Annotated in this window: 28 protein-coding genes and 2 tRNA genes; 5 read left to right on the forward strand and 25 right to left on the reverse strand. The window is 54.9% G+C overall.

What is annotated here, in order from left to right; translation table 11 throughout:
- The first annotated feature begins 59 nt into the window (after positions 1–59).
- Entirely contained in the window at positions 60–761 is a 702-nt protein-coding gene (locus tag HOJ08_06495) for a hypothetical protein (protein MBT5673081.1), read from the forward strand.
- A 48-nt stretch (positions 762–809) separates the two neighbouring features.
- Positions 810–1,262 carry a VOC family protein gene (locus HOJ08_06500; protein ID MBT5673082.1) on the forward strand — a complete coding sequence of 151 codons (453 nt, stop codon included), beginning with the start codon at positions 810–812 and terminating at the stop codon, positions 1,260–1,262.
- A 6-nt stretch (positions 1,263–1,268) separates the two neighbouring features.
- Here the strand turns inward: HOJ08_06500 and gluQRS are convergent, their stop codons facing one another.
- A complete protein-coding gene (gene gluQRS, locus HOJ08_06505; protein MBT5673083.1) occupies positions 1,269–2,129 on the reverse strand; it encodes a tRNA glutamyl-Q(34) synthetase GluQRS in 861 nt (286 codons plus the stop codon).
- A 100-nt stretch (positions 2,130–2,229) separates the two neighbouring features.
- On the opposite strand from gluQRS, the gene HOJ08_06510 reads away from it, so the two are divergent.
- Positions 2,230–3,117, forward strand: coding sequence for an alpha/beta fold hydrolase (locus HOJ08_06510; GenBank protein ID MBT5673084.1), 888 nt, complete (start codon positions 2,230–2,232; stop codon positions 3,115–3,117).
- A 5-nt stretch (positions 3,118–3,122) separates the two neighbouring features.
- Here the strand turns inward: HOJ08_06510 and HOJ08_06515 are convergent, their stop codons facing one another.
- The 14 genes from HOJ08_06515 to HOJ08_06580 form a co-directional block, all read right to left on the reverse strand.
- A complete protein-coding gene (locus HOJ08_06515) occupies positions 3,123–4,973 on the reverse strand; it encodes an SLC13 family permease (GenBank protein ID MBT5673085.1) in 1,851 nt (616 codons plus the stop codon).
- An 82-nt stretch (positions 4,974–5,055) separates the two neighbouring features.
- Positions 5,056–5,592, reverse strand: coding sequence for a class I SAM-dependent methyltransferase (locus tag HOJ08_06520; GenBank protein ID MBT5673086.1), 537 nt, complete (start codon positions 5,590–5,592; stop codon positions 5,056–5,058).
- Positions 5,589–6,665 (reverse strand): PQQ-dependent sugar dehydrogenase, encoded by a 1,077-nt coding sequence (locus HOJ08_06525; GenBank protein MBT5673087.1) that lies wholly within the window; start codon positions 6,663–6,665, stop codon positions 5,589–5,591. The genes HOJ08_06520 and HOJ08_06525 overlap by 4 nt, the downstream gene beginning before the upstream one ends.
- Positions 6,666–6,733: 68 nt before the next feature.
- Positions 6,734–6,809: transfer RNA gene (locus HOJ08_06530), tRNA-Phe, on the reverse strand.
- A 67-nt stretch (positions 6,810–6,876) separates the two neighbouring features.
- Positions 6,877–7,134: a DNA gyrase inhibitor YacG gene (gene yacG / locus HOJ08_06535; protein MBT5673088.1), complete on the reverse strand. Its 258-nt coding sequence runs from the start codon at positions 7,132–7,134 to the stop codon at positions 6,877–6,879.
- A gap of 78 nt (positions 7,135–7,212) precedes the next feature.
- A complete protein-coding gene (locus HOJ08_06540) occupies positions 7,213–8,421 on the reverse strand; it encodes an Rne/Rng family ribonuclease (protein MBT5673089.1) in 1,209 nt (402 codons plus the stop codon).
- Between the two features lie 3 nt (positions 8,422–8,424).
- Positions 8,425–9,051, reverse strand: coding sequence for a septum formation protein Maf (gene maf, locus HOJ08_06545; protein ID MBT5673090.1), 627 nt, complete (start codon positions 9,049–9,051; stop codon positions 8,425–8,427).
- A gap of 19 nt (positions 9,052–9,070) precedes the next feature.
- Positions 9,071–9,295 carry a translation initiation factor IF-1 gene (infA, locus tag HOJ08_06550; protein MBT5673091.1) on the reverse strand — a complete coding sequence of 75 codons (225 nt, stop codon included), beginning with the start codon at positions 9,293–9,295 and terminating at the stop codon, positions 9,071–9,073.
- A gap of 86 nt (positions 9,296–9,381) precedes the next feature.
- Entirely contained in the window at positions 9,382–10,686 is a 1,305-nt protein-coding gene (hisD, locus tag HOJ08_06555) for a histidinol dehydrogenase (protein MBT5673092.1), read from the reverse strand.
- The gene (locus HOJ08_06560; GenBank protein MBT5673093.1) at positions 10,676–11,362 is read right to left on the reverse strand and encodes an ATP phosphoribosyltransferase; all 687 of its coding nucleotides are present in this window, start codon (positions 11,360–11,362) and stop codon (positions 10,676–10,678) included. The genes hisD and HOJ08_06560 overlap by 11 nt, the downstream gene beginning before the upstream one ends.
- Positions 11,363–11,463: 101 nt before the next feature.
- The gene (locus HOJ08_06565; protein ID MBT5673094.1) at positions 11,464–11,952 is read right to left on the reverse strand and encodes a DUF2948 family protein; all 489 of its coding nucleotides are present in this window, start codon (positions 11,950–11,952) and stop codon (positions 11,464–11,466) included.
- 44 nt (positions 11,953–11,996) lie between these two features.
- Positions 11,997–13,283: a UDP-N-acetylglucosamine 1-carboxyvinyltransferase gene (gene murA, locus HOJ08_06570; protein MBT5673095.1), complete on the reverse strand. Its 1,287-nt coding sequence runs from the start codon at positions 13,281–13,283 to the stop codon at positions 11,997–11,999.
- Positions 13,284–13,296: 13 nt separating this feature from the next.
- Entirely contained in the window at positions 13,297–13,851 is a 555-nt protein-coding gene (locus tag HOJ08_06575; GenBank protein MBT5673096.1) for a dCTP deaminase, read from the reverse strand.
- Positions 13,852–13,887: 36 nt separating this feature from the next.
- Entirely contained in the window at positions 13,888–14,076 is a 189-nt protein-coding gene (locus HOJ08_06580; GenBank protein ID MBT5673097.1) for a hypothetical protein, read from the reverse strand.
- Between the two features lie 206 nt (positions 14,077–14,282).
- Between HOJ08_06580 and HOJ08_06585 the strand changes: the two genes are divergently transcribed.
- Positions 14,283–14,357, forward strand: a tRNA-Thr gene (locus HOJ08_06585).
- A 35-nt stretch (positions 14,358–14,392) separates the two neighbouring features.
- On the opposite strand, the gene HOJ08_06590 is transcribed toward HOJ08_06585, so the two are convergent.
- The 8 genes from HOJ08_06590 to HOJ08_06625 form a co-directional block, all read right to left on the reverse strand.
- Entirely contained in the window at positions 14,393–14,716 is a 324-nt protein-coding gene (locus tag HOJ08_06590; protein ID MBT5673098.1) for a DUF952 domain-containing protein, read from the reverse strand.
- Between the two features lie 235 nt (positions 14,717–14,951).
- Positions 14,952–15,824 (reverse strand): squalene/phytoene synthase family protein, encoded by an 873-nt coding sequence (locus HOJ08_06595; GenBank protein MBT5673099.1) that lies wholly within the window; start codon positions 15,822–15,824, stop codon positions 14,952–14,954.
- Between the two features lie 24 nt (positions 15,825–15,848).
- On the reverse strand, positions 15,849–17,771 hold the full coding sequence (gene dxs / locus HOJ08_06600; protein ID MBT5673100.1) for a 1-deoxy-D-xylulose-5-phosphate synthase: 1,923 nt from the start codon (positions 17,769–17,771) through the stop codon (positions 15,849–15,851).
- A gap of 107 nt (positions 17,772–17,878) precedes the next feature.
- Positions 17,879–18,667 carry a squalene/phytoene synthase family protein gene (locus HOJ08_06605; protein ID MBT5673101.1) on the reverse strand — a complete coding sequence of 263 codons (789 nt, stop codon included), beginning with the start codon at positions 18,665–18,667 and terminating at the stop codon, positions 17,879–17,881.
- A 10-nt stretch (positions 18,668–18,677) separates the two neighbouring features.
- Complete coding sequence (locus tag HOJ08_06610) at positions 18,678–19,679, reverse strand: oxidoreductase (protein MBT5673102.1); 1,002 nt, start codon at positions 19,677–19,679, stop codon at positions 18,678–18,680.
- The gene (pyrC, locus tag HOJ08_06615; GenBank protein ID MBT5673103.1) at positions 19,676–20,746 is read right to left on the reverse strand and encodes a dihydroorotase; all 1,071 of its coding nucleotides are present in this window, start codon (positions 20,744–20,746) and stop codon (positions 19,676–19,678) included. Before pyrC ends, HOJ08_06610 begins: the two co-directional genes overlap by 4 nt.
- A 73-nt stretch (positions 20,747–20,819) precedes the next feature.
- Positions 20,820–21,851: a glycosyltransferase gene (locus HOJ08_06620; protein MBT5673104.1), complete on the reverse strand. Its 1,032-nt coding sequence runs from the start codon at positions 21,849–21,851 to the stop codon at positions 20,820–20,822.
- Positions 21,851–22,813: a glycosyltransferase family 9 protein gene (locus HOJ08_06625; protein ID MBT5673105.1), complete on the reverse strand. Its 963-nt coding sequence runs from the start codon at positions 22,811–22,813 to the stop codon at positions 21,851–21,853. The genes HOJ08_06620 and HOJ08_06625 overlap by 1 nt, the downstream gene beginning before the upstream one ends.
- Before the next feature lie 96 nt (positions 22,814–22,909).
- Here HOJ08_06625 and HOJ08_06630 point away from each other — a divergent pair, with 96 nt between their 5' ends.
- Positions 22,910–23,833 (forward strand): folate-binding protein YgfZ, encoded by a 924-nt coding sequence (locus HOJ08_06630; GenBank protein ID MBT5673106.1) that lies wholly within the window; start codon positions 22,910–22,912, stop codon positions 23,831–23,833.
- Here the strand turns inward: HOJ08_06630 and HOJ08_06635 are convergent.
- Both HOJ08_06635 and HOJ08_06640 read right to left on the reverse strand, forming a co-directional pair.
- Complete coding sequence (locus HOJ08_06635) at positions 23,830–25,902, reverse strand: glycine--tRNA ligase subunit beta (GenBank protein MBT5673107.1); 2,073 nt, start codon at positions 25,900–25,902, stop codon at positions 23,830–23,832. The genes HOJ08_06630 and HOJ08_06635 overlap by 4 nt on opposite strands.
- Positions 25,895–26,761, reverse strand: a complete 867-nt coding sequence (locus HOJ08_06640) for a glycine--tRNA ligase subunit alpha (GenBank protein MBT5673108.1) — start codon at positions 26,759–26,761, stop codon at positions 25,895–25,897. Before HOJ08_06640 ends, HOJ08_06635 begins: the two co-directional genes overlap by 8 nt.
- Positions 26,762–26,772 lie beyond the last annotated feature (11 nt).

The raw sequence follows: 26,772 nt of genomic DNA on the forward strand, positions 1-26,772 counted from the left end.
CAACACAAGAATGGGAGTTACATAACATGGCCTTCAAAAGCTGGAGAGGAACAGTCGGCATGATCAAACCGACGCGCCGTCCTGGATCACTGGAAGAGTTGATCCGCATGTTGCCAGAAGGCATTGGGGTTATCCCCCTGTTCCTGAGCATCAATCAGGGCACGACCGATGAATTCAAACGTGCGGTTGAACCCTTTATCCCATTGCTGGATGAACTAGCCGAAGAAGAAGTCGATCTCATGCATCCCGAAGGGGCACCGCCTTTCATGCTGTTGGGGTTTGATGGCGAAGCGGAACTGATCAAAAAATGGGAAAAACGCTACAACACGCCCATTTTCACCTCTGGCACGAACCACGTCACGGCGCTGCGTGCCTTGAAAGCCAAAAAAATTGTCGGTGCAACGTATTTCACCGGTGAGATTAACAACATGTTTGGCAACTACTTCAAAGAGGCCGGATTTGATGTGCTGGCCATGGAAGGCATCGACCAGCCCTTTGATAAAATCGGGCAACTGTCTTCGGAACAGGTCTATGCCCACGTCAAGGAAATCGCCCTGAGATATCCCGAAGCCGATGCGGTTTACCTGCTGGGTTCGGGCTGGCGTGTGTTGCCGGTGATCGATATTCTGGAACAAGACCTGGGCATTCCCGTCGTCCATCCAGTGCCCGCGCGGTGCTGGGAAATCCAGAAGCGCCTGAACGTTCACCAACCGGTTGAAGGCTTTGGCTATCTTCTGGCTGAAATGGTCGACATGGACTAAACCTACCCGGCCGGGGCAACCCGGCTGGATTATTCTGGAGAACACAGCATGGCCGGAAAAGGGTTTACCCCAACAGGCATCCTTCATTTTGCCATTGGTGTTGGTGATCTTGATGAAGGCCGTCGTTTTTATGAAGACGTGCTTGGCTGCACCTATTTGCGCCAAAACGATTCCACTGTTTTCTTTCAGGCAGGGGATCAGTATTTCGTCCTGACCAATGCAAAAAACCACACGCCCCCCAATCCGCCCGGGGAATATGAATTTCACCATGCCTTTACCGTCGAAGGTGATGGCTTTGATGATGCATTGAAATATGTCGAAGAACAGGGCTATCCCATCTTGATCTATGAAGAAGAAGGCCACCGCACCTTCACCGGACGCCACGCCTATATTCAGGACCCGTGGGGAAATTCAATCGAGCTCATCGATTTCCACGGCATCGGCGATTTCTCACGGCCCGATTTTCAAGGCCGGCAACGTCGCCAGAAGACAGCAGAGTAAAAAACCCTAATCGGGCAATCCGGCCATCTTTCGCACAGCACCGGGGCTTAAACCCTGATCGCGGAAATGCCTCAGGCTCAAGGCATCATTGCGCTTGGCAAGGCGCACCCCGGCACTGTCCTCGATCATGGGGTGATGGTAATATTCGGGCACATCCAACCCCAACAAGGCCTGCAAAACCCGGTGCAGATGGGTGACAGGGAACAGATCAATGCCCCGGGTCACCAAGGTCACACTTTGATCTGCATCATCAACGGTGACACTTAAATGATAACTGGTGCCAATATCCTTACGCGCCAGCACCGCATCCCCAAACTGATTTTGATCCACCGCAATGGGGCCACGTTCCCGTTCAACAAATTCTAGCGGCCCAACCAGCCCCGCCGCCTTCTCCGCATCCAGACGCATGGCATGCTCAACGCCTGATGCCATACGAGTTTGGCGTTCCCCATCACTGAGTTTCCGACACGTGCCGGGATAATCGATTAATCCATTTGAATGGGGCGCATCTGAATGGGGGGCACTGGCGGCGCGCTCAATCTCGGCATTAATTTCACGACGCGTGCAAAAGCAGGGATAAAGCACGCCCAAGCCTTCAAGCGTGTCCAAGGCGGCGCGATAGGCTGGATGCCTGGAATTTTGGCGCATCACCGGGGTTTCCCATGAAAGCCCCAACCAGGCCAGATCTTCAAAAATTGCTGCCTCAAAGGCATCGCTGCACCGGGTAATATCAATGTCTTCAATGCGCAGTAAAAACTGGCCCCCGGTTTTTTGGGCAATATCATGGGCAAACAGGGCCGAATAGGCGTGGCCCAGATGCAAATATCCCGTCGGCGATGGGGCAAATCGGGTTGTTTCGGGGTTCATGAATGCACTTTCTCAGTTGATCTTTTAATTATGCGGCCCCTCGCCCACAACGCAAGACTGTGATAAGTATTTGGGAAATTCTACACAAGGGAGAAACGCCATGGATGCGTCCACCGATCAAGGGTTCGAAGACCAATTCACAGAAGTTGAAGGATTTAAAATCCGCTATCTGGAACGCGGCACCGGCCCTGCCGTTATCATGCTCCATGGGGCATCGCTTGGATCCTCTGCCGATGTCTTTCGTCGCAACATTGCCGCCATTGGCGATGCGGGCTTGCGGGCCATCTCTCTGGACATGCCGGGCTTTGGCAAAAGCGACTATTCCGATGATGCATCCATGGGCCTTAAGGTCAAAATCGTCCTGGGCCTGATGGCCGCCCTTGGCATTGATAAGGCATCCATCATTGGCCATTCCCAAGCCGGCAACACCGCCGTACGCTTGGGCATTGATCACCCTGATCGCATCAACAGCGTGGTTATTCTGGGCACGGGCAGTTTGCTGCCCCCCCTTGAAAGTGGTGCGGGCCAACGCGAAGAAGCAGCGCGTGAACGGGTCGACCAACGCATGGCGCGCATTGAACCCGGCATTGAAGAAACCCGCAAGCTTTTAGAAGCAACCGTGTTTCACCACGACCTCATCACCGATGATGAACTGGCCTTGCGCCATTCGCTTTCCGTCGGCCAATGTTTCAAGGCCCATGTTGCACGCACCGAATTATCAGCGGCGGCCAAGCAAAAGGCCAAAGATGCGCCTGCAAAACCCGCTGGAAAAGCCATGTGGGAACAGGTTGCTGATTTAACCATCCCGTCCTTGATGATCTATGGCCGCGAAGACCGCGCCCGTGCCGCTGATCGGGCTGCCTTGTTGGTAGAAAAGCGCCCGGGCATTAATTTGCACATGGCAGAGGGCTGCAAACATCTGGTGCCATGGGATGCATCCGCTATGGTCCACGATTTGGCCATCCCCTTCATGAAGGAAAATTCCTGAACGGTCTAAAACCCGTAATACCAGGGCACAAACAGGGTGAAGGTGATCCACATCACCAGAACCAATGGCCCGCCGGTACGGATAAAGTCGCTAAAGGTGTAATGGCCCGGCCCCAAGACCAACAGATTGGTCTGATACCCGATGGGGGTCGCAAAGGAACAATTCGCCCCAAAAAGGACCGCCAGCACAAAGGGAAATGGATCAACGCCCAACCCATGGGCCAGACTGATGGCGATAGGGGTAAACAAAACGGCCGTTGCATTGTTGGACAACACGTTGGTCATCACGGCCACCACCAGAAAGAACCCTGACAACAGTGCCACTGGCCCTACCCCATCCAGGGCATGGATCAAACCTTCTGCAATGAACAATGCGCCCCCGGTATTGGTCAGCGCCGCATTTAACCCCAGCGCCGCCCCCACCAGAAAGAAGATGCGGCGATCCACCGCCTGAAATGCCTGGCGCAGGGTCAAAACATGGGTCAACACCATCAACACCGCGCCTGAAAATGCCGCAACGGCGATGGGCAAAATGCCGCATGCTGCCGTTATCACGGTGGCGGCAAAAATAATGCCCGCCAATTCCGCCAAATGGCGCGGCGGCAGGCTGAGCGCAGATGCATCCATCATCACAAAGCCCTGATGCCCCCGCACCTGATCCAGATCAGCCTCTGTTCCCTGCAGCACAAGCACGTCGCCTTCACGGATACGAACATCCGTGATGGCCTTTCGAAGCACATGGGCGCGCCGTTCAATGCCCAACACCAAGCAGCCGAAATTAGCATGAAACCCGGCATCTTTCAGGGTATGGCCAATAAAGTCCGACCCCGGTGCCACCAGCACCTCCACCAAAACCTGATCGGCCCGAAGGCGGGCTTTGCGCATTTCTTCATCCGCGGGCAGGTCTTCATCGCTCACCGCAAAATGCAGATGGGGATAGGTGGTCTGGGCTTCGGCCAAGGCATCGCGGGTCGCCAGCACCACCAGCGTATCCCCGGGCTGGACTGTCAATCCGTCAAAGGGCGGGGCGGTGGCCTGTTCATCGCGCTGGGATAAAATCACCCGGCTACCGCGAATGCCCAACAGATCAAAGCGGACATCTTCGCCAACCAGTTTGGATGATTCCGTGACCGTTAATTGCGCGATAAAGCGCCGGTGGGGGCCTTCGGTAAACTGAGCGATGGGGGATGTCCGGTCCTTCAACAGCTTGGGCGCAATGAACGCCAGATACAAAATACCCACCCCCACCAAAACCAGCCCCGGCACGGCAAAATCGAAAAAGCCAAGCGCGCGTTCCCCAGATTGGCTCAACGCACCAGAAATCAAAAGATTGGTCGATGAGCCCATCAGGGTCGTCATGCCCGCCAAGATGGCAACGAATGACAGCGGCATCATGATCCGGCTCACCGAAATATTGTGCTGGAGGGCGACCGATTCCAAAATCGGGATAAAGATGATCACCACCGGCGTGTTGTTGATGAACGGGCTGGATAGCAACACCGCCGCAAAGGTCAGGGCAATGGCGGCGTAACCATTCCCGCCAGTTATGCGCAAGATAAACCGCACCACCCAATCCAGTGCACCCGTGCGCACCAAACCCTGGCCCATAATCAACAGGCACAACACGGCAATTAATGCAGGATTGGCAAAACCGCTTAACAACAGCGCGGCATCAATTTTTTGAAACCCTGCCATGGGCGCCATGGGGACCAAGGAAAACCCCAGCAACAACAGCGCCAAAATGACCATGGAGCTGCGCTCGATGTTCAGCCGTTCAGACACATACAGATAAACCGCCACCCCGATCAAACCGATGCTCATCCAGATATGCAGCTGTGCAGACAATGGCTCGATCATGGTCACCGTTCAATAATAGGGGGAATACGCGCAACTGGCAGGGTTTTAGCCTAGACGAAGCCTTACTTCAGAGCAACGGGACCTAGCCAATCGCTACCACCCGGGTCTTGATGGCGGGGGTGGGTTCAGTGACTTCCAGAAAATCATCGGCCACCAGCCAAAACCCCAAATCCCGCGCAATTTCAGCAATTTCGCCCGGTTTTGCTAGAAAATCAGGATTGGATGGGCGGCCAAAATGGCCATTGCCTGACCCAAAGGTTTCATAAATCAACACCCCACCCGTATCGACCAATTTCATAGTCTGCAACAAGGTATCGCGGTGCAAATAATTCACCACCAACACGGCCTTGAATTTCTCATCCACAAATGGCCATGGCGTACCGTTTTCCAAATCCCATTCCAATACCTCCATCGCGCCCGCACGATCATCCAGCTGGGCCAATCCGCCACAATCGCGATCCACCGCCAACACCCGGTGCCCCCGATCCAACACGGCCATTGCATGGCGCCCCCGCCCCGCCGCCAAATCCAGCACGCGCGCTTCCCCCGCCCCAATCCGAGACAAATGCTCCACCACCCAAGGGGACGGTGCGGGGATATCATGATTGGGATCGGTCATTCTCCAACAGGCTCCAAACGCAAGACGGCACCGTTGGGCTCGTCGGTTAGAAGATAGAGAAACCCGTCGGGGCCGTTGCGGACGTCGCGGATGCGGGTGTTGAATTTTTTTAACAACCGTTCTTCCGATGTGATGGTTTTTCCCTTCACGGTCAGGCGAACCAGAATTTTAGCCGCCAGCGCACCGACGAATAAATTGCCCTGCCATTTTGGAAAGGCCTTGCCGGTGTAAAACGCCATGCCGGACGGTGCGATAGACGGCACCCAGAATTTCAGGGGCTGTTCCATGTCCGGGTGATGGTGGCTGCCGCTGCCGATGGGAAAGCCCGCATACGACACCCCATGGGTAATCACCGGCCAGCCGTAATTGATGGCGGGTTTGATCAGGTTGACTTCATCGCCCCCACGGGCACCATGTTCATGGGCAAAAATGGCGCCGGTTTTTGGGTCCAGTGCCATGCCTTGGGGGTTGCGGTGGCCATAGGAATAAATTTCTGGAAAGGCATCGGTCCGCCCCACAAACGGATTGTCTTTGGGAACCCTGCCATCATCCATCAACCGGATCACCTTGCCCCGGTGGTCTTTTAAATTCTGGGCCGCATCTGGGGTGCCGCGCTCACCGGATGTGATAAACAAATGCCCTGCCCGATCAAACACAAGACGCGATCCAAAATGGTGGCTGCTGTTGGTTGCGGGTTTGGCCTCAAATATATTGGTGACCTGGGTTAACCCCCCGCCAGATAATTTGGCGCGGATCACCCGGGTGGCACTGCCATCAGATTTAGATGCCGAATAAGAAAGATAGATCCATCGGTTTTTTGAAAACTGCGGATGCACCACAACATCCAACAAGCCCCCCTGCCCACCGGCCACCACCGGGGGCAGGCCGGGAATGGGTTTGGGCAACAATTTACCCCCCGAAATACGCCGCAACCGGCCTCTGCGTTCGGTCACAATCAGGTCCCCATTGGGCAAAAAAGCGAGCCCCCATGGGTGGTCAAGACCCCGGGTAATCGTATAAAGGCGAAATTTGTGATCCTGGGCGGTAAAAACCTGCGCCTGAATTGGCCGCACAAAGGCCATACCCGCCAGCATCATAGCCAAGGCACATATCGATAAAATATTGATTTTAAAGGGAAAAATGGTGCCCAGGGGCGGAATTGAACCACCGACACGAGGATTTTCAGTCCCCTGCTCTACCAACTGAGCTACCTGGGCATCGGGTGGCGTTATAGGGGCAATCTGGCCGCCTGTAAAGCCACCGTGAAGGGGACGGTTTGGATCATTAATTTGTGTCTGCGTCTGGGTCATTCCCAAAGCCCTGTTCATCGCCTTCCGGGGGCTCTTCTGCCGGAATTCGATAGTCTTCCCGGAACCACCGGCCAAGGTCCAGATCGGCGCAGCGCTTTGAACAAAAGGGCCGATAAGCGATTTCCATCGGCGCACCACAACTGATGCAAATCTTGCCCCGGGCCGCGGCCGGAAAATCAGCCACCACCGCGCCCTTGCCCGGTTTCTGCTTTGATTTGGTGTCTTTCGCCATGGAAAAATAATAATCAACCCTGTGTGTTTTCACAACTGACCTGTGTGCCTAGCACAGCTGGCCCGTGCACGGTCTCTCTTAATCTTCGACGCGGTCCAGTTGTTCGCGCAATGGCCCGGCCCCACGACGACGAGACAGTTCGACCAGACCAAGGGCCGAAAACCCTGTGGCTTCGATAAAGGCCGGGTCGCGCTTTAAGCCTTCCATGAGGCATTCAAGCACCTTTTCGCAATGGTCATCATTGTCCATATGAATGAAATCAATCACCACCATGCCGCCTTGATTGCGCAGGCGGAGCTGGCGCGGCAAATCATGGGCGGCTTCCATATTGGTTTCAAAGATGGTTTGCGCATGCCCACCGGCACCGTCATTGCGCCCGGTGTTGCGGCCTGAATTAATATCGATGGCCGTCAATGCCTGGGTTTCCTCAATCAACATGGACCCCCCGCACGGCAAGGATACTTCCGTAGACAGTGCCGCATCAATTTCATCTTCAATGCCCAGCGCTTCGAACAAGGGATCTTCTTCACCCCAAAGTTCAATCTTGGTCGCAGCACCGGAAAGATAGGTTTCGAAAAAAGCCTTTGCTTCATTTTCCATGCCCGCATCATCCACCACGACCCGACGCAAGTTTTCATGGCCATGATCGCGCAGAACTTCTGAAAGCCCGACCCCTTCGCCATAAAGCAACAGGGGTGGCGTAGCACCGACCTTTGCTTGCTGGATACCGGCCCAGGTACTGCGCAAATTTTCTGCGTCCGCCTTCAACGCATCAACATCGGCATCTTCGGCAACGGTGCGCACGATAAAACCCCCGTTTGCTTCATCCCCCCTAAAATCAGAGACGGTTTGTTCCAGCTTGGCGCGGGTATCATCATCGGTGATGCGCTTTGAAACGGCGATCCGGGGCTGGAACGGGGTGAACACCAGAAACCGCCCGGGAAGGCCAATGTTGCGCGTCAGCCCGGCCCCCTTGCCCGCCTGAGGGGCTTTGGTGACCTGAACCAGCACTTCAGCGCCTTCGTGGATGGCCGCATTGCGTTCGCTGTTCGCATCATCATTGTGACTGCGCTGTGACATAGACAAAAACCCTGATTTATCGGTGCCAAGATCGACAAAACAGGCTTCCATGCCCTTTAAGATGCCGGTCACCCGGCCCAAAACCACATTGCCCACATGATCATTGCCGCCATCGCTCACCACGACCATCTGGATCACCTGGCCCGCTTCGCGCAGGGCGACATCCATACCACCGTCAAAGCGGCTGCAAATTATTTCATCGATCATGGGTTACTCTTCCTTTTTAAACCGGGTTTCCGGCACATAACAACCAAGCCCATCAAGCAGGGCATTCACTTCAAATAATGGCAATCCAACCACGTTGGAATACGACCCGTTCAGGGCCTTCACAAAGATGCTGGCAAGGCCCTGTATGGCATAGGCCCCGGCCTTGCCTTCCCATTCCCCCGAAGCGATATAGCGATCAATCTCGCATGCTTCCAGACGTTTGAAAGAAACAGCGGTGGAGACAAGCCTTTCATGGGTTTTCCCATCGGGCGTGACCACGGCCACAGCACCCAGCACCCGGTGACGACGCCCCGAAAGCAACGCAAGACATGCGCGGGCGGTTTGAGCATCATCACCTTTTGGCAGAATGCGCCGCCCACAGGCAACAACGGTATCCGCCCCCAAAACAAACGCACCCCGGGATTCACTGCGCACCTCATCGCGTGCCGCAATGAGCTCAGCCTTTTCGCGGGCCATGCGCCCGGCATAAGCCACCGGGGTTTCACGCAGGCGCGGGGTTTCATCAATGTCGGGGGGTAAAATCAAATCAGGATCGCGACCGATCTGGACCAACAGGTCGCGGCGTCGCGGCGATGCGGAAGCAAGAACGAACGTCTCCGGTGGCGCCATGGTGCCCCCTCCGGGAGTTTTATTTGAAACGGAAAGTAATGCGCCCTTTGGTCAGGTCATAGGGAGTCATTTCCACATTGACCTTATCGCCCACGAGAACGCGGATGCGATGCTTGCGCATTTTGCCTGAGGTATAGGCAAGGATTTCATGATCATTATCGTCGAGCTTAACGCGGAACATCGCATTGGGAAGCAATTCGCTTACTTCGCCCGCAAATTCGATGGCATCGTCTTTTTTGGCCATTTTTACTCCAGTGGATTGTCAAGTTGGGGGACAATGAGCGGGCAAGGCCCCAGCGTCAAGTCCCAAACAGGTCTTTTTCGGCCTTTTTAGCGTGAAAGAGGCAAATTCAAACGAATGGCGATGGATAACGCGTGCGCATCCAGACCTTCGGCTTCGGCCAAGGCAACCGCGCTTGGCCCAATGGCCCCAAGTGCTGCCCCATCACAGGCAATGATGGAACTGCGTTTGATGAAATCAAACACCGAAAGGGGGGATGAAAAACGGGCCGAACGGTTGGTCGGCAAAACGTGATTGGGCCCGGCTACATAATCGCCCACTGCTTCAGGCGTAAAGCGCCCCATGAAGATCGCGCCCGCGTTGTTGACAGCATCGGCCAACGATTGCGGGTCTTCGACCGCCAGTTCAAGATGTTCCGGTGCGATGTCATCGACCAAGGCTGGCACCTGATCCAGACGATCCACGGTAATGATGACGCCATTTTCAGACCAACTGGTGCCCGCAATTTTTGCACGCGGCAATGTTTTAAGCCGTGCCGCAACCGCGTCTTCGACCCGGTCTGCAAACCCTGCATCATCGGTGATCAAAATAGACTGGGCGTTGGTGTCGTGTTCAGCCTGAGACAAAAGATCAATGGCAATCCAGTCGGGATCGTTTTCCCCATCGGCCACCACCAGAATTTCCGATGGGCCGGCAATCATATCGATGCCAACGGTGCCAAACACCTGGCGCTTGGCCGCCGCTACCCAGGCATTGCCGGGACCGGTAATTTTATCCACCGGGGCAATGGTATCGGTGCCATAGGCCAATGCACCCACGGCCTGTGCGCCGCCAATGCGATAGGCTTCGGTGACGCCACTGATGCGGGCCGCCGCTAAAACCAGCGGGTTAATCACCCCGCCGGGTGCGGGCACCGCCATAGCGATCCGGGGAACACCGGCAATGCGCGCTGGAATAACATTCATCAACACCGAAGACGGATAAGATGCCTTTCCACCGGGCACATAAACCCCAACTGCCCCAATGGGCCGCCAGCGCCAGCCAAGCCGCACGCCTTGCGCATCGACATAGCTTTCATCTTTTGGCATTTGGCGCTTGTGGTAATCTTCAATGCGCGACGCCGCCATTGAAAGCGCATCCAGAGCATCTTTGGGACAGGCTTTTTCAGCCGCCGCCATTTCGTCTGCGCTAATTTTCATGGTGTCCGGTGTCAGCGCCAAATCATCGAAACGTTCGGTGTATTCGATCACCGCCCCATCACCACGGGTGCGCACCCCATCCAGAATTTTGGCAACATCGCCATTTACATCTGATGCTGCATCACTGCGCGCCGAAAGTTTGGCGGAAAATTTTGCCTTAAAATCAGAATCGGAAAAATTAAGTCTAGTTACCATTGGCCGCACCATTGGCTGCACCCTTAACCGCAACACCAACGGCATCAATCAGGCTGTTGACCTCTTCGGTCCGGGTTTTCAATGCCGCGCGGTTAACCACAAGGCGCGAAGAAACCTCGGCGATGCGTTCCACCTCAACCAATCCATTGGCAGCCATGGTCGCACCGGTGGATACCAGATCGACGATGCGTTGGCACAGCCCCAGCGATGGCGCCAATTCCATGGCACCGTTCAATTTGATACATTCCGCCTGAACCCCGCGCGCGGCAAAATAGCTTCGGGTGATTTCAGGATATTTGGTGGCCACCCGAACGTGGGACCACCGTCTGGGATCATCGCTGGCCGCGGTTTCAATTGGTTCCGCTACCGCGATGTGACATTTGCCAATGCCCAGATCAAGGGGGGCATAAATTTCTGTGTAATCGAATTCATCCAAAACATCAGACCCTGCAATGCCCAATTGTGCGCCACCAAAGGCGACGATGGTCGCCACATCAAAAGACCGCACGCTGATAATATCGAGCATGGGATTGTTGGTGTGAAACCGCAGCTTGCGCGTTTTGGGGTTATCGAACTCTGCTTCCAGTTCAATCCCGGCAGCCGACAGCAACGGGCGCGCCTCTGTAAAGATGCGCCCCTTGGGCAGGGCCATTACCAATGGTTCGTTGTCACGCATGTCGTCACGCATTTTAGGTCTCTAAATCATTAAAAATTTCAGGGTATGCAATCAAAGCGCGGGATTATTAGCGCGTTATGGCTCTCTGATCCAGTTGATCTTTATGGTGCATCCTCATCGGGGTGATGGGGTTGGCGCAAGGTGGGCCAGAATTCGCCCATGTCCTGGGCAAAAATATCGATCCCGGCAACCTCAAGACAGACGGCAGCATCACCAGAAAAGATCAGAGTCAGGGCATTGCCTTCGACCTGTATGTCCAGCACTTCCAGAATTTGGTCGTCATCACGGGCAGCAGCCTGTGAAAACCCTCTAATCTTCGTTTTTTCGACATTTTCGAAGGTAATTCCACATAAAACACGCTCGAAAACAGGTTTTTCATCGATACCATCTATTTTTTGCGCGCCATCGGCGGGTTTTTCGGAAAAATCAACCCGTTCCCAGCAAAAACGGTTGGCAACCAGCACGAAACGGCGTTCATTGGGGATGAATTGCATGTCACAGACAGGCACCAGCGCATCTTGCAAGAATGCACCCAGCACGTCCAGATCATCGGAATCAATGGCGCGCAGTTTAAGCGGCTCTCGGCTCACCCTTCCCCCCTTTGACACGTATTACCCTCGACAGGGTTTTGAAATTACTGTTTGAGACGAACAATATCTGCACCACAGGCAGATAATTTATCTTCCAGTTTCTCATACCCTCGGTCCAGATGATAGACCCGGTTGACCACGGTTTCGCCATCGGCCACCAGCCCCGCCAGCACCAGGCTGACGGATGCCCGCAGGTCCGTTGCCATCACTTCGGCACCGGTCAGGCTTTTTTGGCCCCGCACCATGGCGGACCCCCCATGGACGGTAATATTGGCACCCATGCGGCTGAGTTCCGGCACATGCATGAAGCGGTTTTCAAAAATGGTTTCGGTAATCATGGCAGCCCCCGATGCAACAGACATCATGGCCATCATCTGTGCTTGGAGGTCTGTGGGGAAACCGGGATAGGGTTCCGTCATCACATCAACGCCCTTGATCCGCCCACGGCCCAGCGACACCCTGAAACCCTTTTTGGTCTCCGTCACTTTGATGCCGGCCATGCGAAGCACATCAATCAGGGCTTCATTGTGGGCGATATCGGGACCAACCAGCTCTACGTCGCCCCCCGTCATCGCCGCCGCCATGGCATAGGTGCCGGTTTCAATCCGGTCTGCGATCACATTATGGGTGGCACCGTGCAAAGATTTATTGCCCTGAATGGTCAGGGTATCGGTACCCAGACCATTGATTTCGGCCCCCATGGCAATCAAACATTTGCCAAGATCCGTCACTTCCGGCTCTTTTGCCACATTGGACAGCACGCTTTCCCCACGGGCAAGACATGCAGCCATCATCAGGTTTTCCGTAGCGCCCACAGAAATAAACGGGAAGACCACATGGCCGCCCTTCAATCCCTTTGGCGCGCGCGCCTCGATATAGCCATTTTGGACATCAATTTTGGCGCCCAGTTGTTCCAGACCTTTCAGGTGCAAATCCACGGGCCGGTTGCCGATGGCACAGCCGCCCGGCAAAGACACCCGGGCAACCCCTTCGCGGGCCACCAAACCACCCAACACCAGAACCGATGCACGCATCCGGCACACCAGATCATAGGGCGCCGTGGTCGATGCAATTTTACCTGCCTTCAGGCTCAACACCCGGCCAAAGTGCCCGCCATTGGGGGCATCGCCCTCCATGGCAATTTCCACGCCCAGCTCGCCCAGCAAGCTGGCCATGGTTGATATGTCTGCAAGATGGGGCAGATTGCCAAGCAACAATGGCTCTTCTGATAACAGGCTGGCCGCCATCAACGGCAGGCCCGCATTCTTGGCACCTGAGATGGGGATTTTACCCTTAAGGCGTTTGCCGCCCCTGATCCGAATTCTATCCATACGCGTCTGTGACCTAAAGCTTGGGCAGGGTCACGCCCTTTTGACCCATATATTTACCGGCGCGATCAGCATACGACACGTCGCAATCGCCCTCACCCTTGAAGAACAAGAACTGACACGCACCTTCATTGGCATAAATTTTTGCGGGCAACGGCGTCGTGTTTGAAAATTCCAATGTCACGTGGCCTTCCCATTCCGGCTCCAACGGGGTCACGTTGACGATGATGCCGCATCGGGCGTAGGTGGATTTTCCCAAACAGACCACCAACACGTCGCGGGGAATGCGGAAATATTCCACCGTGCGGGCCAGCGCAAAACTGTTGGGCGGAATAACGCAAACCGGGCCTGGGCGATCGACAAAGCCCTTTTGGTCGAAATCTTTTGGATCGACGATGGCCGAATCGACATTGGTGAAAATCTTGAATTCTTCGGAAACCCGGGCGTCATAACCATAAGAAGACACCCCATAAGAGATCACGCCATCACGCTTCTGGGCTTCAACGAAAGGCTCGATCATACCGTGATTTGTTGCCTGATCCCTGATCCAGGCGTCGGGCAAGATGCCCATAAAGCATTCTCCTGTTTCTAGCCAGTTACTGGCTTTTTATCGACCACCGCCACCGGGACGGCGGAGGGTCTTTTTCGCAGATAAGTTCATGGCGTGCTTTTGCGCCTTGCGACGATGCAAGTTGGTGCGCAAAGCCTCGCCCTGGCGCGATTTTCGTGCGGCCAGCAATGCTTCTGCATTTTTCTTGAGATTGCTTTTCTCGTCGGGCTTTTCATCATCACTCATGAAACGGAGAATACGCCGGGCACGCAGAACTGGCAACCGCAAGGGCGCAATTTTTTACCCCAATCCATGCCATTTTGAAAAACCACGGACCAGATCCGCGTTACGGCACAAATTGCGCCATATTCATGATCTATTTACCCAAATTTTCTATACATTAACCGTATTGCGCCGCCATGATCCTTATGGCATGTTGCGCAACTTCTCGGGCCGCAGTAGCTCAGGGGCAGAGCACTCCCTTGGTAAGGGAGAGGCCGGCGGTTCGATTCCACCCTGCGGCACCATTCTTTTTCTACAAATTCAAAGACATTCCGGGGCTTTAGCCAAGGTCGGGGAAGATGTGTGTGCCGTCCTCGTCCAAAGCCAAAGGGTCGGTTTTGGTGACGGCGGAAACGGGGAGACCGCCATAGACATGGGGGAATAAAATCCCGCCGCGGGCTTCTTCCCACTTTACCGCATCGCCCAGTGGGTCTGGATCAACGCTTAACAATATCAATCCATCCTGACCGGCACGGTGTTTTGCGGCGCTGGCAACGATGTGCTCAGCCGTTGAAAAATGGATGAAGCCGTCTGCGATATCCTGGGATGATCCGCCATACACCCCTGCTGCCTCTGCGGCCTGCCATTCTTCAGCCTTGCACATGTGATAGATGATCATTGTTTGTAATCCTGTTTTGAAATCTTGTGGTTCATTGTCCCCATTTTGGCCCTTTCTTCAATAATCTTTCCCCGTACGTTGATCCACAATTTATACGCGTACAACTGTGTATAAATTTGTGCAAAATAATTATAACACTATAATATATATAGATATTATTCGTACGCGTACTATCATAATACACGTACAGACTCAGCCCCATTCGAGGCGTGAAACGGGGTTATTCCAGGCAGGCCTTGATGGCGAGGATCAGGCGGCGAAACCGTGACAGGCGCAAGCGTTGGTCAATGACATCGGGGGCAAAGCCACGATGGCGAAGTCTGGCCAACAGGTCTTCATAGACCCCGATCATCATCCGGGCCGGGCGGGATGGGGTTTTGGGGCACGCCTTCAAAACCCGGCGTGCCGAATAGAACCGTTCATCGGCGATTTTCGCCATGTCCGCGGCCACTTTGGGAAAGTTGGGGTGGGCCAATACAGTCTTTGGGTCCCGGCTTTCAATACCATGGGCTTCCAGAAATTGTCGGGGCACGTACAGGCGACCCGCCACTGCGTCTGCGCCAAGATCGCGCAAAAAATTAGTAAACTGCAACGCTTGGCCCAAAGACAAGGCAAGGCTGCGCCCTTCGGGGCGCGGCAGGCCAAACACCGAGGCCGACAACATGCCAACGGCCCCGGCAGCCCTGCGGCAATAAAGCTCTAATTCCAAAATGCCCGGGGCGAGCATGCGTTCGGCCGCATCCATTTCCATGCCTTCAATGATGGCAAGAAAATCATCGGCATGAAGATCAAACCGTTTGATGACCGGGATCAATGCTTTTGCGGCCCCATGGCTGACGGGCTCATTTGCGAACAGGGCTCGGATTTCATTGCGCCAAAATTTTAGGCCCGCCTGTTTTTCAGGGAGCGACCCTGGCCCATCGGCAATATCATCGACAATGCGGCAAAACCCATACACCGCATAGATGCCATCACGGCGTTCGCGGGGCAAAATCCGCATGGCCCAGTAAAAAGAAGATCGGGTTGAGGCACTTTTGCCCGGTGCCACCTTCGGGGACAAGTTCGGGGATAAGTTCGGCTGAAGTTCTGTCACATCACCCACCCGTGCAATCCGGGGTCAGGCAATGGTTGTGTTTTGATGCCCGCTTTCGCCCAGGGCGGAAAGCACCGTGGCAACGATGCTGTCTGCATCCAGCCCGGCTTTGGCGTATTGGATTTTGGGCGCATCATGATCGATAAAGCGATCGGGCAACATCATCGGGCGCACTTTCAGGCCGCTTTCGGCCAAGCCCTGATCTGCCAGAAATTTCAGGACGTGGGCTGCAAAGCCGCCAACAGCGCCTTCTTCGATGATCACCAAAACCTGATGGTTGCGCGCCAATTGGGCGACCAAATCTTCATCCAGCGGTTTGGCAAACCGGGCATCGGCCACCGTTACGGACCAGCCCTGCGCGCCCAGGTCATCGGCGGCCTTGAGACATTCCCCAAGACGCGTACCAAAACTGAGCATGGCCACGGTATTGCCTTCGCGCAAAATACGGCCCTTGCCAATTTCCAGCGCCGTGCCGGTGGCGGGCAGTTCAACCCCAACCCCTTCGCCGCGCGGATAGCGCAGCGCGCTGGGCCGGTCATCAATGGCCGCAGCAGTGGCAACCATATGAACCAGTTCCGCTTCATCCGAAGGGGCCATCAACACAAAGCCCGGCAAACAGCCAAGATAGGCAATATCAAAGGCCCCGGCATGGGTTGCCCCATCGGCCCCAACCAGCCCGGCCCGGTCCAGCACAAAGCGCACAGGCAGGCCCTGAATGGCAACATCGTGCACGATCTGGTCGTAGCCCCGCTGCAGGAACGTTGAATAAATGGCACAAAATGGCTTCAGCCCTTCTGTGGCAAGCCCTGCGGCAAAGGTCACCGCATGTTGTTCGGCGATGCCCACATCGAATGTCCGTTCAGGATATTGTTCTGCAAACACATCCAACCCGGTGCCCGATGGCATGGCGGCAGTAATGGCGACAATTTTTTCATCGCGCGTGGCTTCTTCCACCAGCGCATTGGCAAACACTTTGGTATAGACCGGGGCGTTGGTTTTTGCTTTCACCTGTTTGCCGGTGACCACATCAAACCGGCTAACGCCGTGATGTTTGTCAGGGGCTTCTTCTGCCGGGCCATAGCCGTGGCCTTTTTTGGTCACCACATGGAGCAAGACCGGGCCTGTTTCTTTTGAATCGCGGATGTTTTTCAGCACCGGCAAAAGATGATCCAGATTATGGCCATCGATCGGGCCGATATAGAAAAAGCCAAGCTCTTCGAACAAAGTGCCACCGGTCACCATGCCACGGGCGTATTCTTCTGCCCGTTGGGCGGCCTGTTTAATGGGCCGGGGGAATTTATCTGCCATCACCTTGCCGAAGTGGCGAAGGGAGCGATAGGATTTCGATGAAATCAGCCGCGATAAATACGCGCTCATGGCACCAACGGGTGGGGCAATGGACATATCGTTGTCGTTCAAAATGACGATCAGGCGCGAATCCATAAAGCCCGCATTGTTCATGGCTTCATAGGCCATGCCGGCACTCATGGCGCCATCGCCGATCACACAAATCACTTCGTTGTCGCCACCGGCCAGATCGCGCGCAACGGCCATGCCCAGCCCGGCGGAAATTGATGTAGAACTATGCGCCGTACCAAAGGGGTCGTATTTGCTTTCAGACCGTTTGGTAAACCCGGACAGGCCGCCGCCTTGGCGCAAGGTGCGGATGCGCTCACGGCGTTCGGTCAATATCTTGTGGGGATAGCTCTGATGGCCAACATCCCAGATTAGGCGATCATCGGGGGTGGAAAAAACGTAATGAAGGGCCACGGTCAATTCCACAACCCCAAGCCCGGCCCCCAAATGGCCGCCGGTGATGGAAACCGCATCAATGGTTTCGATGCGCAATTCATCAGCGACCTGGCGCAGGTCACTTTCTGCCAATTCGCGCAAATCGGCGGGCGATGCGATGGTATCCAGCAATGGTGTGGTGTTGGTTTCAGTCATGGTCCACGGAGTATCAAAAAAGCCAAAGAAAACCTAGGAAAAAGACCATAGCAGATTTTGGCCATCCCCCCGGCACATAACACGAAACCTGCTGATTTTTAAAGGTTTTATTGAATTTTACGGCAATTTGCGATCAAACCCCAAAGCCCGCCAAACACAACCGCCAGCCCAAACCCAATGCGCGACAGGGCCACCCTTTGGGAAAGGGGGTCTTTGCGCATAAGCATCCAGACAAGCCCACGGCCGACGGCCACAAAAACGCCGGCCTCCATCGCAAGACGCCGCCCCTTCACAACACGGGGCAAAACCATGGCATCATCAAGCAAGGCCTCTACGTCTATCAAAACGCGATCAAAAACCTTTTTGAGCCCGGGCGTTGACCGATCTTCTCCAAGGGCCGCCACAGAAACGCATTCGTCCGAAAACCAGGGTTCCGGGATATAGACGCGATCCAGCGTTTTATAATCATCCCCGCAATCTTGAAGATGATTGAGAATTTGCAAGGCCGCGCACAACGCATCGACCGCGTGTTTGGCACGCCAATCGCGTTCACCATAAAGATCGAGAAAGAAATGCCCGACCGGGGCTGCAGAAAGCGCGCAATAAGCCAGCAATTCATCCCAGTTTGAATAACGATTTTTATAAACGTCCTGAACAAAGGCCTTGATCAGGTCACCGCCAAAAATTTGGCGCTCCGGGCTTAAGCTCGCGCGCAGGGCATCAAGGCGCGCAAGTTTTTCTTCCTTCTTTAAGCTGGGGTCATCGGCGATATCATCGCCGGTGCGGGCAAAGGTGTAAAAATTACGGATGGCGTCACGGGCCCAAACCGGGGTCAAAAACGAAGCTACGGGAAAGTTTTCTTCCCCTGCCTGTTTGCTGGGAAATGCCCTATCCATTTTTAATCCGTTATTGATCCACCATAATCACCGTGCGCCCGCGCACCCGGCCGCCGATGATTTCATCAGCAAGTCCCAAAACATCCGATAGTGGAACCACCGTCCGCATGGCAGCAAATTGATCAGAGGTAAGCGTCGATGCAATCCTGGCCCAGGCTTCTTTACGTTCTTCAATGGGGCCATACCCCCCATCGATGCCCACCACCCGGGTGCCACGCAATAAAAACGGCAGCAATGAAATTTCAGACTGGTTGGATGCCGCCAATCCACAAGATGCAATGACGCCGCGTTTGTGCAGCGATGACAACACAGTTGAAAAAGTGCCCCCACCGACAGAATCAATACACCCCGCCCAACGCCGGACCATCAAGGGCCGCTCGGGCCCATTTTCCAGCTCAGACCTAGAAATAACCGATGCCGCACCCAAAGACTTTAGGTAATCGGCCTCTTCCATGCGGCCCGTCGATGCTTCGACCCGGTAGCCAAGTGCCGATAGGATGGTAATGGAAACAGACCCAACCCCACCGGCCGCACCGGTGACCAGAATATCGCCAGATTTGGGGCTTACCCCTTCATGCTCCATAAACATAACCGACAACATGGCTGTTAAACCTGCGGTGCCAATGGTCATGGTGTCCTGGGTTGTCATGCCATCGGGCACAGCCACCAGGCAATCACCGCGCGTGCGCACATGGGATGCGAACCCCCCGGACGTGCTCTCTCCCGTGCCATACCCGTTCAACACAACCTTATCGCCAGCTTTAAAATCGGCGTGATCGGAATCTTCCACCACGCCCGCAACATCAATGCCCGGAATAAAGGGGAATTCTTTCAGGTTATAACCCAGACCCTTCAGCATCATGGCGTCTTTGTAATTGAGCGACGAACATTCAACCCGGATCAACACATCGCCATCGGCCAGAACGGAGCCCGGAATATCACCCAGTTTGCAAACCGGCGGCGTGCCACCAGATTCCAGATAAAGCGCGCGAATGGTTTCAGGTGTTTTCATAACACGGGTCCTTTGTTTGTCGGCCCAATGCCCACCACCCGCCAGCCAAGGGTTTCCCCTGCCATAAAGGGTCGCACGGCATCTTCGCCCGAAACATCAACCTGTTCGGGCACTGTAAAATCAGCCCGTTCCAAAATCAGGGATTCTTCATTCACAGGAAGGCCATAAAATTCCGCACCAAAATGGGATGCAAAATTTTCCAGCCGGGCCAAATGCCCTTCTTCTTCAAAAACGGTTGCGTAAATTTCCATGGCGATGGGCGCGTTAAAAATTCCGGCACAGCCACACGCGCTTTCCTTTGCCCCAATGCCATGGGGGGCTGAATCGGTGCCCAAAAAGAATTTTGGATTGCCCGAAACGGCAGCTGCACGCAGGGCCAACCGGTGGCTTTCACGCTTGGCCACGGGCAGACAATAAAGATGGGGCCGAATACCGCCTTTAAACATATCGCTGCGGTTAATCACCAAATGATGGGGCGTCACGGTCGCGGCCAGCGTTTCGGGGCCATCGGTCACAAAATCCACCGCGTCTTTGGTGGTGATGTGTTCAAACACGATGCGAAGTTTTGGGAAATCTTTCATCACCCCGGCCAGGACGCGTTCAATAAAGACCGCTTCACGGTCAAACACATCGACATCCCCGTCCACCACTTCGCCGTGGACCAGCAATGGCATATCAATCTTTTCCATCCGGGCCAGAACGCCAGCGATTTTGGCAACATCGGTTACCCCGTGTTCGGCACCGGTTGTGGCATTGGCGGGATACAGCTTTGCCGCAATGACCACGCCGCCCTTATAGGCCTTTTCCAGATCATCGGCGTTGGTGTCATCGGTCAGGTACAGCGCCATCATCGGCGTAAACCGCGCGCCGCCAAAGCCAGCCTTTTTGATCCGGTTGCGATAGGCGGCGGCATCTTTGGCGGTAACCACCGGATTTTTGAGGTTTGGCATGACCATCGCGCGGGCGAAAACCCGGGCGGTTTCAATCGTCACCGCGCCCAGCATGGCACCGTCGCGCAAATGCACGTGCCAATCATCAGGCCTGCGAATGATCAATTGTTCGCCCATCATGTCTTATCCCGTTTTTGTGCATTCCATGGATAAATCAGTTTTGCCCCCGGTGCAAATTCGGCCAAGCGCATCATGAAAGGATATCGTTGTAAAAAGCCAAATACCGGGCCGCCACCGCCCCTTCGGTAAAGGTTTCATCGAATTCCTTGCGCGCATTGGTGACAAGGGATGCGCACAGGGCATCATCATCCATCAATTGGTCCATGGCAGCTGAGAGTGCCTCTGCATCATCCATGGGCACCATAAGGCCATTTTCGCCGTTTTTGATCAAGCCGAGCGGCCCTTTGGCATCGGCCGTGATCAACGGGGTATTCTGGACCCAGGCCTCAATCATCACCGTGCCAAACGGCTCATACCGCGATGGCATGACACAGTAATCAACGGCGGCAAACAAGGCTGCGCGATCATCGCGCCAACCCAGGATGCTTACCCGGTCCCCCACATCAGCGCTTTCAATCTGGCGGATCAATTCGTCTCTCAGTTCCCCCTCCCCGGCGATCCAGACATGGGCGCGCGGGGAAAGCGTTGCCGCTTCAATTAAAATATCAAAGGCCTTTTTGGTATGCAGTCGGCCCAGGGCCAGAAACAACGGCGCATCCGGCGGCGTCCCGAATGCCGCACGGTCAACGGGTGGGGCACTTTCCAAATGGGCAAAGGTTGGGATGTAATGGGCGTGGGAAACATCTCTGCCGCCAGCAATTTGATGATCGCGAATATCCGGGGTCACCCCAACCAGATGATCACAGTGTGTGTAATTGCTGACTTTGTAATAGCCGCCGAACCAGCCAACATGAACAAAGGCCGCATTGTTTGGCCGGGACACGAAACGGGTGGAACGGTTCATCCAGCTTTGCACCACATCGGGGGCGAAATCATCAATGATGGTCGCCAGTTTTCCCTTGGTCGTGAAATCAAGCAAGCCACCGAACGCAAGTTCTGCCACATCCAGCCCGGCGTCTCGCAACTGGGCAGCCCGGGCCGCGTTTTTACGGATGACCACTTTTTGTTCAAGGCCGACCCGATGCAGGGCGATCACCATATCGACAAAATAGGTTTCCGCCCCGCCATGTTCGGCACCGGCCATAATTTGCAGCACCCGCATCACGCAGCGCCTTTCGTTTTTTCAAGCAATTCAAGGGCGGCGCGCTCAACCGCATCAACGCCAAGACCGCCCATCAAGGACCCGGTATTTTTGACATCTAAATCGGGGGCAAACAATTCTTCAAATGATTGGGGTGTGCGAACCACCGCACAATGGGGGCCAAAGGGCGCATACAGATCATCGCGCGTTGGCCCAAAAAGACCAAGGGTCGGCGTTTGGGCCGCCGCTGCCATATGCATCAACCCGGAATCATTGCCAACATATAACGCTGCCCTTGCCATGCAGGCATAGGCAGACAAAAGCGACACGCCATCAAATACCTCAATCACATCGCTGCCTTGATCCTTGATGTCCTTTATCAAGGGCGCTGCGGTTTCCCGCTCCCCCGGTGCGCCCAGCACCATGACACGGGCACCGGCCAGCGGTGCATTTGGTGCGGTTAAGCGACGGGTGAGGTCGATAAAGTTTTCAATGGCCCATTCCTTGCCCCGCCAATTGGCTGTGGGGCCAAGGGCCAGCACCGGGGTGCCATCAGGCACCAGTTGCTTTGCTTCTTCTTCGTGGGACGGTAAGGGCCATAATTTGGGTGCAGCGACATCATCCAACCCTAAAAATTTTGAAAGCTGGATTACTCTGGCCACAGGCGCGCGGTTGGTGTGATAGGCATAGCGTTTGCCCCGCATTAAAATCAGGGTTGCCAAAGACCCCCGCAAATCAACCACCACATCCCAATATTGGGTGATGGTTTCCCCGATAAAATCCAGCCAATGGCCGTTAAAGCGCTTCTTTTTAAGGGCAATCACCCGTTCCAACCCCGGAACGCCTTCAAACAAGGGTGCCGCCACCGGCCCACAGGCAACGGTGATCGCAGCGCCCGGATGCATCGCAATCAGGCGGTTTAAAAGCCCCGTAGACAATATCGCATCGCCTATCCGGGTCGAGGTGACAAACAAAATTCGCATTGATCGGGTTATACAGGCACCGAGGACCCCTTGCCAAAGGCTTTTGGGTCCATTACCTGATGGGGGGTTAAAAAGCGGCGGAGAAATTTGATGTTAATGGATAGCCAAAAATGCCTCATCGTGATGGATGATCGTGGCGTCATCAGCCTTGGGGGGGACGATGTGCGCGATTTTCTCCAAAACCTGATCACCCAGGATATCGCAACCCTGGAACCGGGCCATGGCGCATGGGCGGCCCTTTTAAGCCCTCAGGGCAAATACCTGTTCGATTTTTTCGTGGTCGCCATGAATGATGGTTCCCTGATGCTCGATTGCGAAGCATCAAGGGTGTCCGACCTGATTGCCCGGCTTGAAACCTATAAATTGCGTGCAGATGTGGAAATTACCGATGCCTCCACGCCCTGGACGGTCGCGGCCCTTTTGGGCACAGAGGCTGATTCCCGAGCACTTGTCGGGTTTGAAGGCCGGGGTGGACCATTTGGCGGCGGGGTATGTTATGTCGATCCCCGGTTTGGTGCCATCGGTGCGCGCGCGCTTTTACCCCGCCCTGCCCTTGCCGCACTTTTGGGGGCTGGCTTTGAAGAACAAGACCGCGATGCCTATGATCACGCCCGCATCTGTCTGGGCCTGCCCGATGGTGCGCGCGATTTGGCAATCGACAAAGCATTGCCCCTTGAAAACGGGCTGGATGTGCTGAACGCCATCAATTGGGAAAAAGGCTGTTATGTGGGCCAGGAACTGACCGCGCGCATGCGCTATCGCGCCACCGTGAAACGCAGGCTATTGCCGGTGGCCATCGAAGGCGATGCACCAAAGCCCGGGACCCTGATTATGTTGGGCGATAAAGAAGCCGGTGAAATGCGTTCATCCTTTGAAGACATCGGCCTTGCCCTGTTGCGGCTAGACGCCCTTGCCACCCTGCACGAAAAAGGCGGCGTGTTGACCGCAGGCGACACCACCCTGTCGCCCCTGCGCCCACCCTGGATGACCGCATCCAGTGAAGAACCGCCTATTGGCTAGCCTTCGATTTTTGAGAAATCCGCGACCTGATTGACGGCCGCGCGAATGCGCGCCAAAAGGTTCAAGCGGTTGGCCCGAAGCTTTGCGTCATCATCATTGACCGTCACATCATCGAAGAATTTATCAACGGCTGCGCGCAGATGCGCAAGGGCACCCATGGCTGCGGTGAAGTCTTCGAATGACAAGGCCATAGCCAGCGCTTTTTCTTCCAGATCCAAAATCTTGTTCAGATCTTTTTCAGGTCCATCCACCAAAAGGCTTTCATCGATGGTGCCTTCATAGGTGTTCTTATCTTTCTTTTCTTCGATGGCAACGATATTGGCCGCACGCTTGTAAGCGATCAAAATATTGGCGCCATCATCGGTGTCCAAAAATTTAGCCAATGCATCGACCCGGGCAAGCAAGCGCACCAGATCATCTTCCATGCCGCCTTCTTGTTTCGGGGTCGCAAACACGGCCTCAATCAAATCATGGCGCACGCCCAAACCCCGCATTTGGACCTTTAGGCGATCTGCAAAGAAGGTAAGCAATTCAGATTCATCAAGGGCCATTTTTGAGCCATACCCACTAAGGGCTGCCGGAATAATTTCTGACAATGAAATCCGCAAATTATTTTCGGTAATGATGCGGATCACGCCAAGGGCGGCACGGCGCAGCGCAAACGGGTCACGGGACCCTGTGGGCTTTTCATCAATGGCAAAGAACCCAACCAGAGAATCGATTTTATCGGCCAAGGCAACGGCCATGGTGATGGGTTCTGTCGGGCACGCGTCACCCGGGCCTTGGGGTGAATAATGGCCGGCAATGGCCTCGGCAATATTTTTATCTTCACCATCATGAAGGGCGTAATAGCGCCCAATCAGGCCTTGTAAATCGGGAAATTCGCCAACCATGCCGGTCACCAGATCGGCTTTGGCCAGATGGGCTGCGCGGGTGGCTGCATTGCGATCTGCATCGGGGATGTATTCGCATAATTCTGCGGCCAGACTTTCCATGCGGTCCACCTTGTCGCCAACGCTTCCCAATTTCACATGGAAGGTGACGCCCGAAAGACCGGCGGTGCGGCTTTCCAGTTTTTGCTTGCGGTCTTGGTCCCAGAAAAAACGTGCATCGGACAGGCGCGCGCGCAGTACGCGTTCATTGCCTGCCGCCACCATCTTGCCGCCATCATCGGTGCGCATATTGGCAATGGTAATAAAACGCGGCGCCAAAGTGCCATCGGCATTTTCAAGGGAAAAATATTTCTGATGGGTCCGCATGGAAGATGTCAGAACCTCTGCCGGGACTGCCATAAATTCATCATCAATGCCCCCGATCAAGGCTTCGGGCCATTCCACCAGTCCTGCGACCTCTGCCAAAAGGGCGGGGTCATCTTGCAATGCCAGGCCTTCTGCTTCTGCCAATCGGGTGGCATCTTGTGTGATGATCTCTGCCCGTTCCCCATGATCCAAGACAACAAAGGCGCTGCGGAGTTTGGCCTGATAATCGGCAAAATCTGTCACAGTGATAGGGTCCGGTGCCATAAAACGGTGGCCCCGGGTGGTGTTCCCGGACGTTTTTCCCGCAAAGGAAAAATCAACCACGGAACCCGCGAACAGGCAGGCAATGGCATGAAGCGGGCGCACCCAGCGGGTATCATTGGCCCCCCAGCGCATGGATTTGGGCCAAGGCAATTTTGCAATGGCTTGAGGCATAATATCTGACAACACATCACGTGTTGGGCGACCTTTTTGTTCAATCACCACAAAGTAAAATTCTTTGCCCTTTATTTCGCGCTTTTCGCATTGGTCCAGCGTAAGACCATTGGCCTTTAAGAACCCGGCCATAGCTTTTTCCGGCGCACCTATTGGCGGGCCTTTGCGTTCTTCGGATACATCGGGCTGTTGTTCGGCCAAACCATCGACCACCAGACACAAGCGCCGGGGCGTGACATAGGCCCGGGCATCATCGAACGCGAGGCCTGCGTCTTTCAAACCGTCACACACCAACCGCTTCAGATCATCGGCGGCGCGCACCTGCATGCGGGCGGGAATTTCTTCGGACAAAATTTCCAGTAATAATTCAGCCATTGGCCCGGCTCTCAATCCAGGCTTCACAGCAGCCCTTTGACAGATCGCGTACTCGCCCGATATAGGCGGCGCGCTCCGTGACCGAAATCACGCCGCGCGCATCCAATAGATTAAACAAATGGCTGGCCTTGATGCATTGGTCATAGGCTGGCAGGGCCAAACCTTGGTCCAGCAATGCCTTGCATTCGGTCTGGGCCTTGGTGAAGCCTTCGGTCAAACCCGTTGTGTCGGCATGTTCAAAATTATATGCGGAAAATTCGCGTTCATTTTGCAAAAACACGTCACCATAGGTGACGCCTTCGCCATTCCAATCCAGATCATAAACATTTTCGACGCCCTGGACGTACATTGCCAACCGTTCCAGCCCATAGGTGATTTCTGATGTCACCGGTGAACATTCAATGCCGCCCACTTGTTGAAAATAGGTGAACTGGGTGACTTCCATGCCATCACACCAAACTTCCCAGCCCAGCCCCCAGGCACCCAATGTCGGGCTTTCCCAATCATCTTCGACAAAGCGGATATCGTGCAATGCGGGCGTAATGCCAAGGGCCGCCAAAGACCCCAGATACAAATCCTGAACATCTTCGGGGGATGGCTTTAACACCACCTGATATTGATAGTAATGCTGCAATCGGTTAGGGTTTTCACCATAGCGCCCATCGGTGGGCCGCCGGCAAGGCTGCACATAGGCCGCGCGCCACGGATCAGGACCAAGGGCGCGCAACGTCGTTGCCGGATGAAAGGTGCCAGCACCCATTTCCATGTCATAGGGTTGCAAAATGACACAACCCCGTTCGGCCCAATAGGCCTGGAGTGTCATTATCAATCCCTGAAAGCCGGGTTTTTCCCCCGCCATCGTTTCCTAAC

This window comes from Rhodospirillales bacterium (genome assembly GCA_018666775.1).
Lineage (GTDB): Bacteria > Pseudomonadota > Alphaproteobacteria > SMXQ01 > SMXQ01 > JABIXC01.

Coding starts and splice junctions, on each gene's coding strand:
- infA (MBT5673091.1), bottom strand. CDS start 9,295: ATGGCCAAAAAAGACGATGCCATCGAATTTGCGGGCGAAGTAAGCGAA.
- HOJ08_06500 (MBT5673082.1), top strand. CDS start 810: ATGGCCGGAAAAGGGTTTACCCCAACAGGCATCCTTCATTTTGCCATT.
- HOJ08_06630 (MBT5673106.1), top strand. CDS start 22,910: ATGGATAGCCAAAAATGCCTCATCGTGATGGATGATCGTGGCGTCATC.
- HOJ08_06580 (MBT5673097.1), bottom strand. CDS start 14,076: ATGAGTGATGATGAAAAGCCCGACGAGAAAAGCAATCTCAAGAAAAAT.
- HOJ08_06575 (MBT5673096.1), bottom strand. CDS start 13,851: ATGGGCATCTTGCCCGACGCCTGGATCAGGGATCAGGCAACAAATCAC.
- HOJ08_06635 (MBT5673107.1), bottom strand. CDS start 25,902: ATGGCTGAATTATTACTGGAAATTTTGTCCGAAGAAATTCCCGCCCGC.
- hisD (MBT5673092.1), bottom strand. CDS start 10,686: ATGGTAACTAGACTTAATTTTTCCGATTCTGATTTTAAGGCAAAATTT.
- murA (MBT5673095.1), bottom strand. CDS start 13,283: ATGGATAGAATTCGGATCAGGGGCGGCAAACGCCTTAAGGGTAAAATC.
- dxs (MBT5673100.1), bottom strand. CDS start 17,771: ATGACTGAAACCAACACCACACCATTGCTGGATACCATCGCATCGCCC.
- pyrC (MBT5673103.1), bottom strand. CDS start 20,746: ATGGGCGAACAATTGATCATTCGCAGGCCTGATGATTGGCACGTGCAT.
- gluQRS (MBT5673083.1), bottom strand. CDS start 2,129: ATGAACCCCGAAACAACCCGATTTGCCCCATCGCCGACGGGATATTTG.
- HOJ08_06495 (MBT5673081.1), top strand. CDS start 60: ATGATCAAACCGACGCGCCGTCCTGGATCACTGGAAGAGTTGATCCGC.
- HOJ08_06540 (MBT5673089.1), bottom strand. CDS start 8,421: ATGATCGATGAAATAATTTGCAGCCGCTTTGACGGTGGTATGGATGTC.
- maf (MBT5673090.1), bottom strand. CDS start 9,051: ATGGCGCCACCGGAGACGTTCGTTCTTGCTTCCGCATCGCCGCGACGC.
- HOJ08_06605 (MBT5673101.1), bottom strand. CDS start 18,667: ATGGATAGGGCATTTCCCAGCAAACAGGCAGGGGAAGAAAACTTTCCC.
- HOJ08_06625 (MBT5673105.1), bottom strand. CDS start 22,813: ATGCGAATTTTGTTTGTCACCTCGACCCGGATAGGCGATGCGATATTG.
- HOJ08_06560 (MBT5673093.1), bottom strand. CDS start 11,362: ATGCGTGACAACGAACCATTGGTAATGGCCCTGCCCAAGGGGCGCATC.
- HOJ08_06520 (MBT5673086.1), bottom strand. CDS start 5,592: ATGACCGATCCCAATCATGATATCCCCGCACCGTCCCCTTGGGTGGTG.
- yacG (MBT5673088.1), bottom strand. CDS start 7,134: ATGGCGAAAGACACCAAATCAAAGCAGAAACCGGGCAAGGGCGCGGTG.
- HOJ08_06620 (MBT5673104.1), bottom strand. CDS start 21,851: ATGCGGGTGCTGCAAATTATGGCCGGTGCCGAACATGGCGGGGCGGAA.
- HOJ08_06610 (MBT5673102.1), bottom strand. CDS start 19,679: ATGAAAACACCTGAAACCATTCGCGCGCTTTATCTGGAATCTGGTGGC.
- HOJ08_06515 (MBT5673085.1), bottom strand. CDS start 4,973: ATGATCGAGCCATTGTCTGCACAGCTGCATATCTGGATGAGCATCGGT.
- HOJ08_06590 (MBT5673098.1), bottom strand. CDS start 14,716: ATGTGCAAGGCTGAAGAATGGCAGGCCGCAGAGGCAGCAGGGGTGTAT.
- HOJ08_06510 (MBT5673084.1), top strand. CDS start 2,230: ATGGATGCGTCCACCGATCAAGGGTTCGAAGACCAATTCACAGAAGTT.
- HOJ08_06640 (MBT5673108.1), bottom strand. CDS start 26,761: ATGGCGGGGGAAAAACCCGGCTTTCAGGGATTGATAATGACACTCCAG.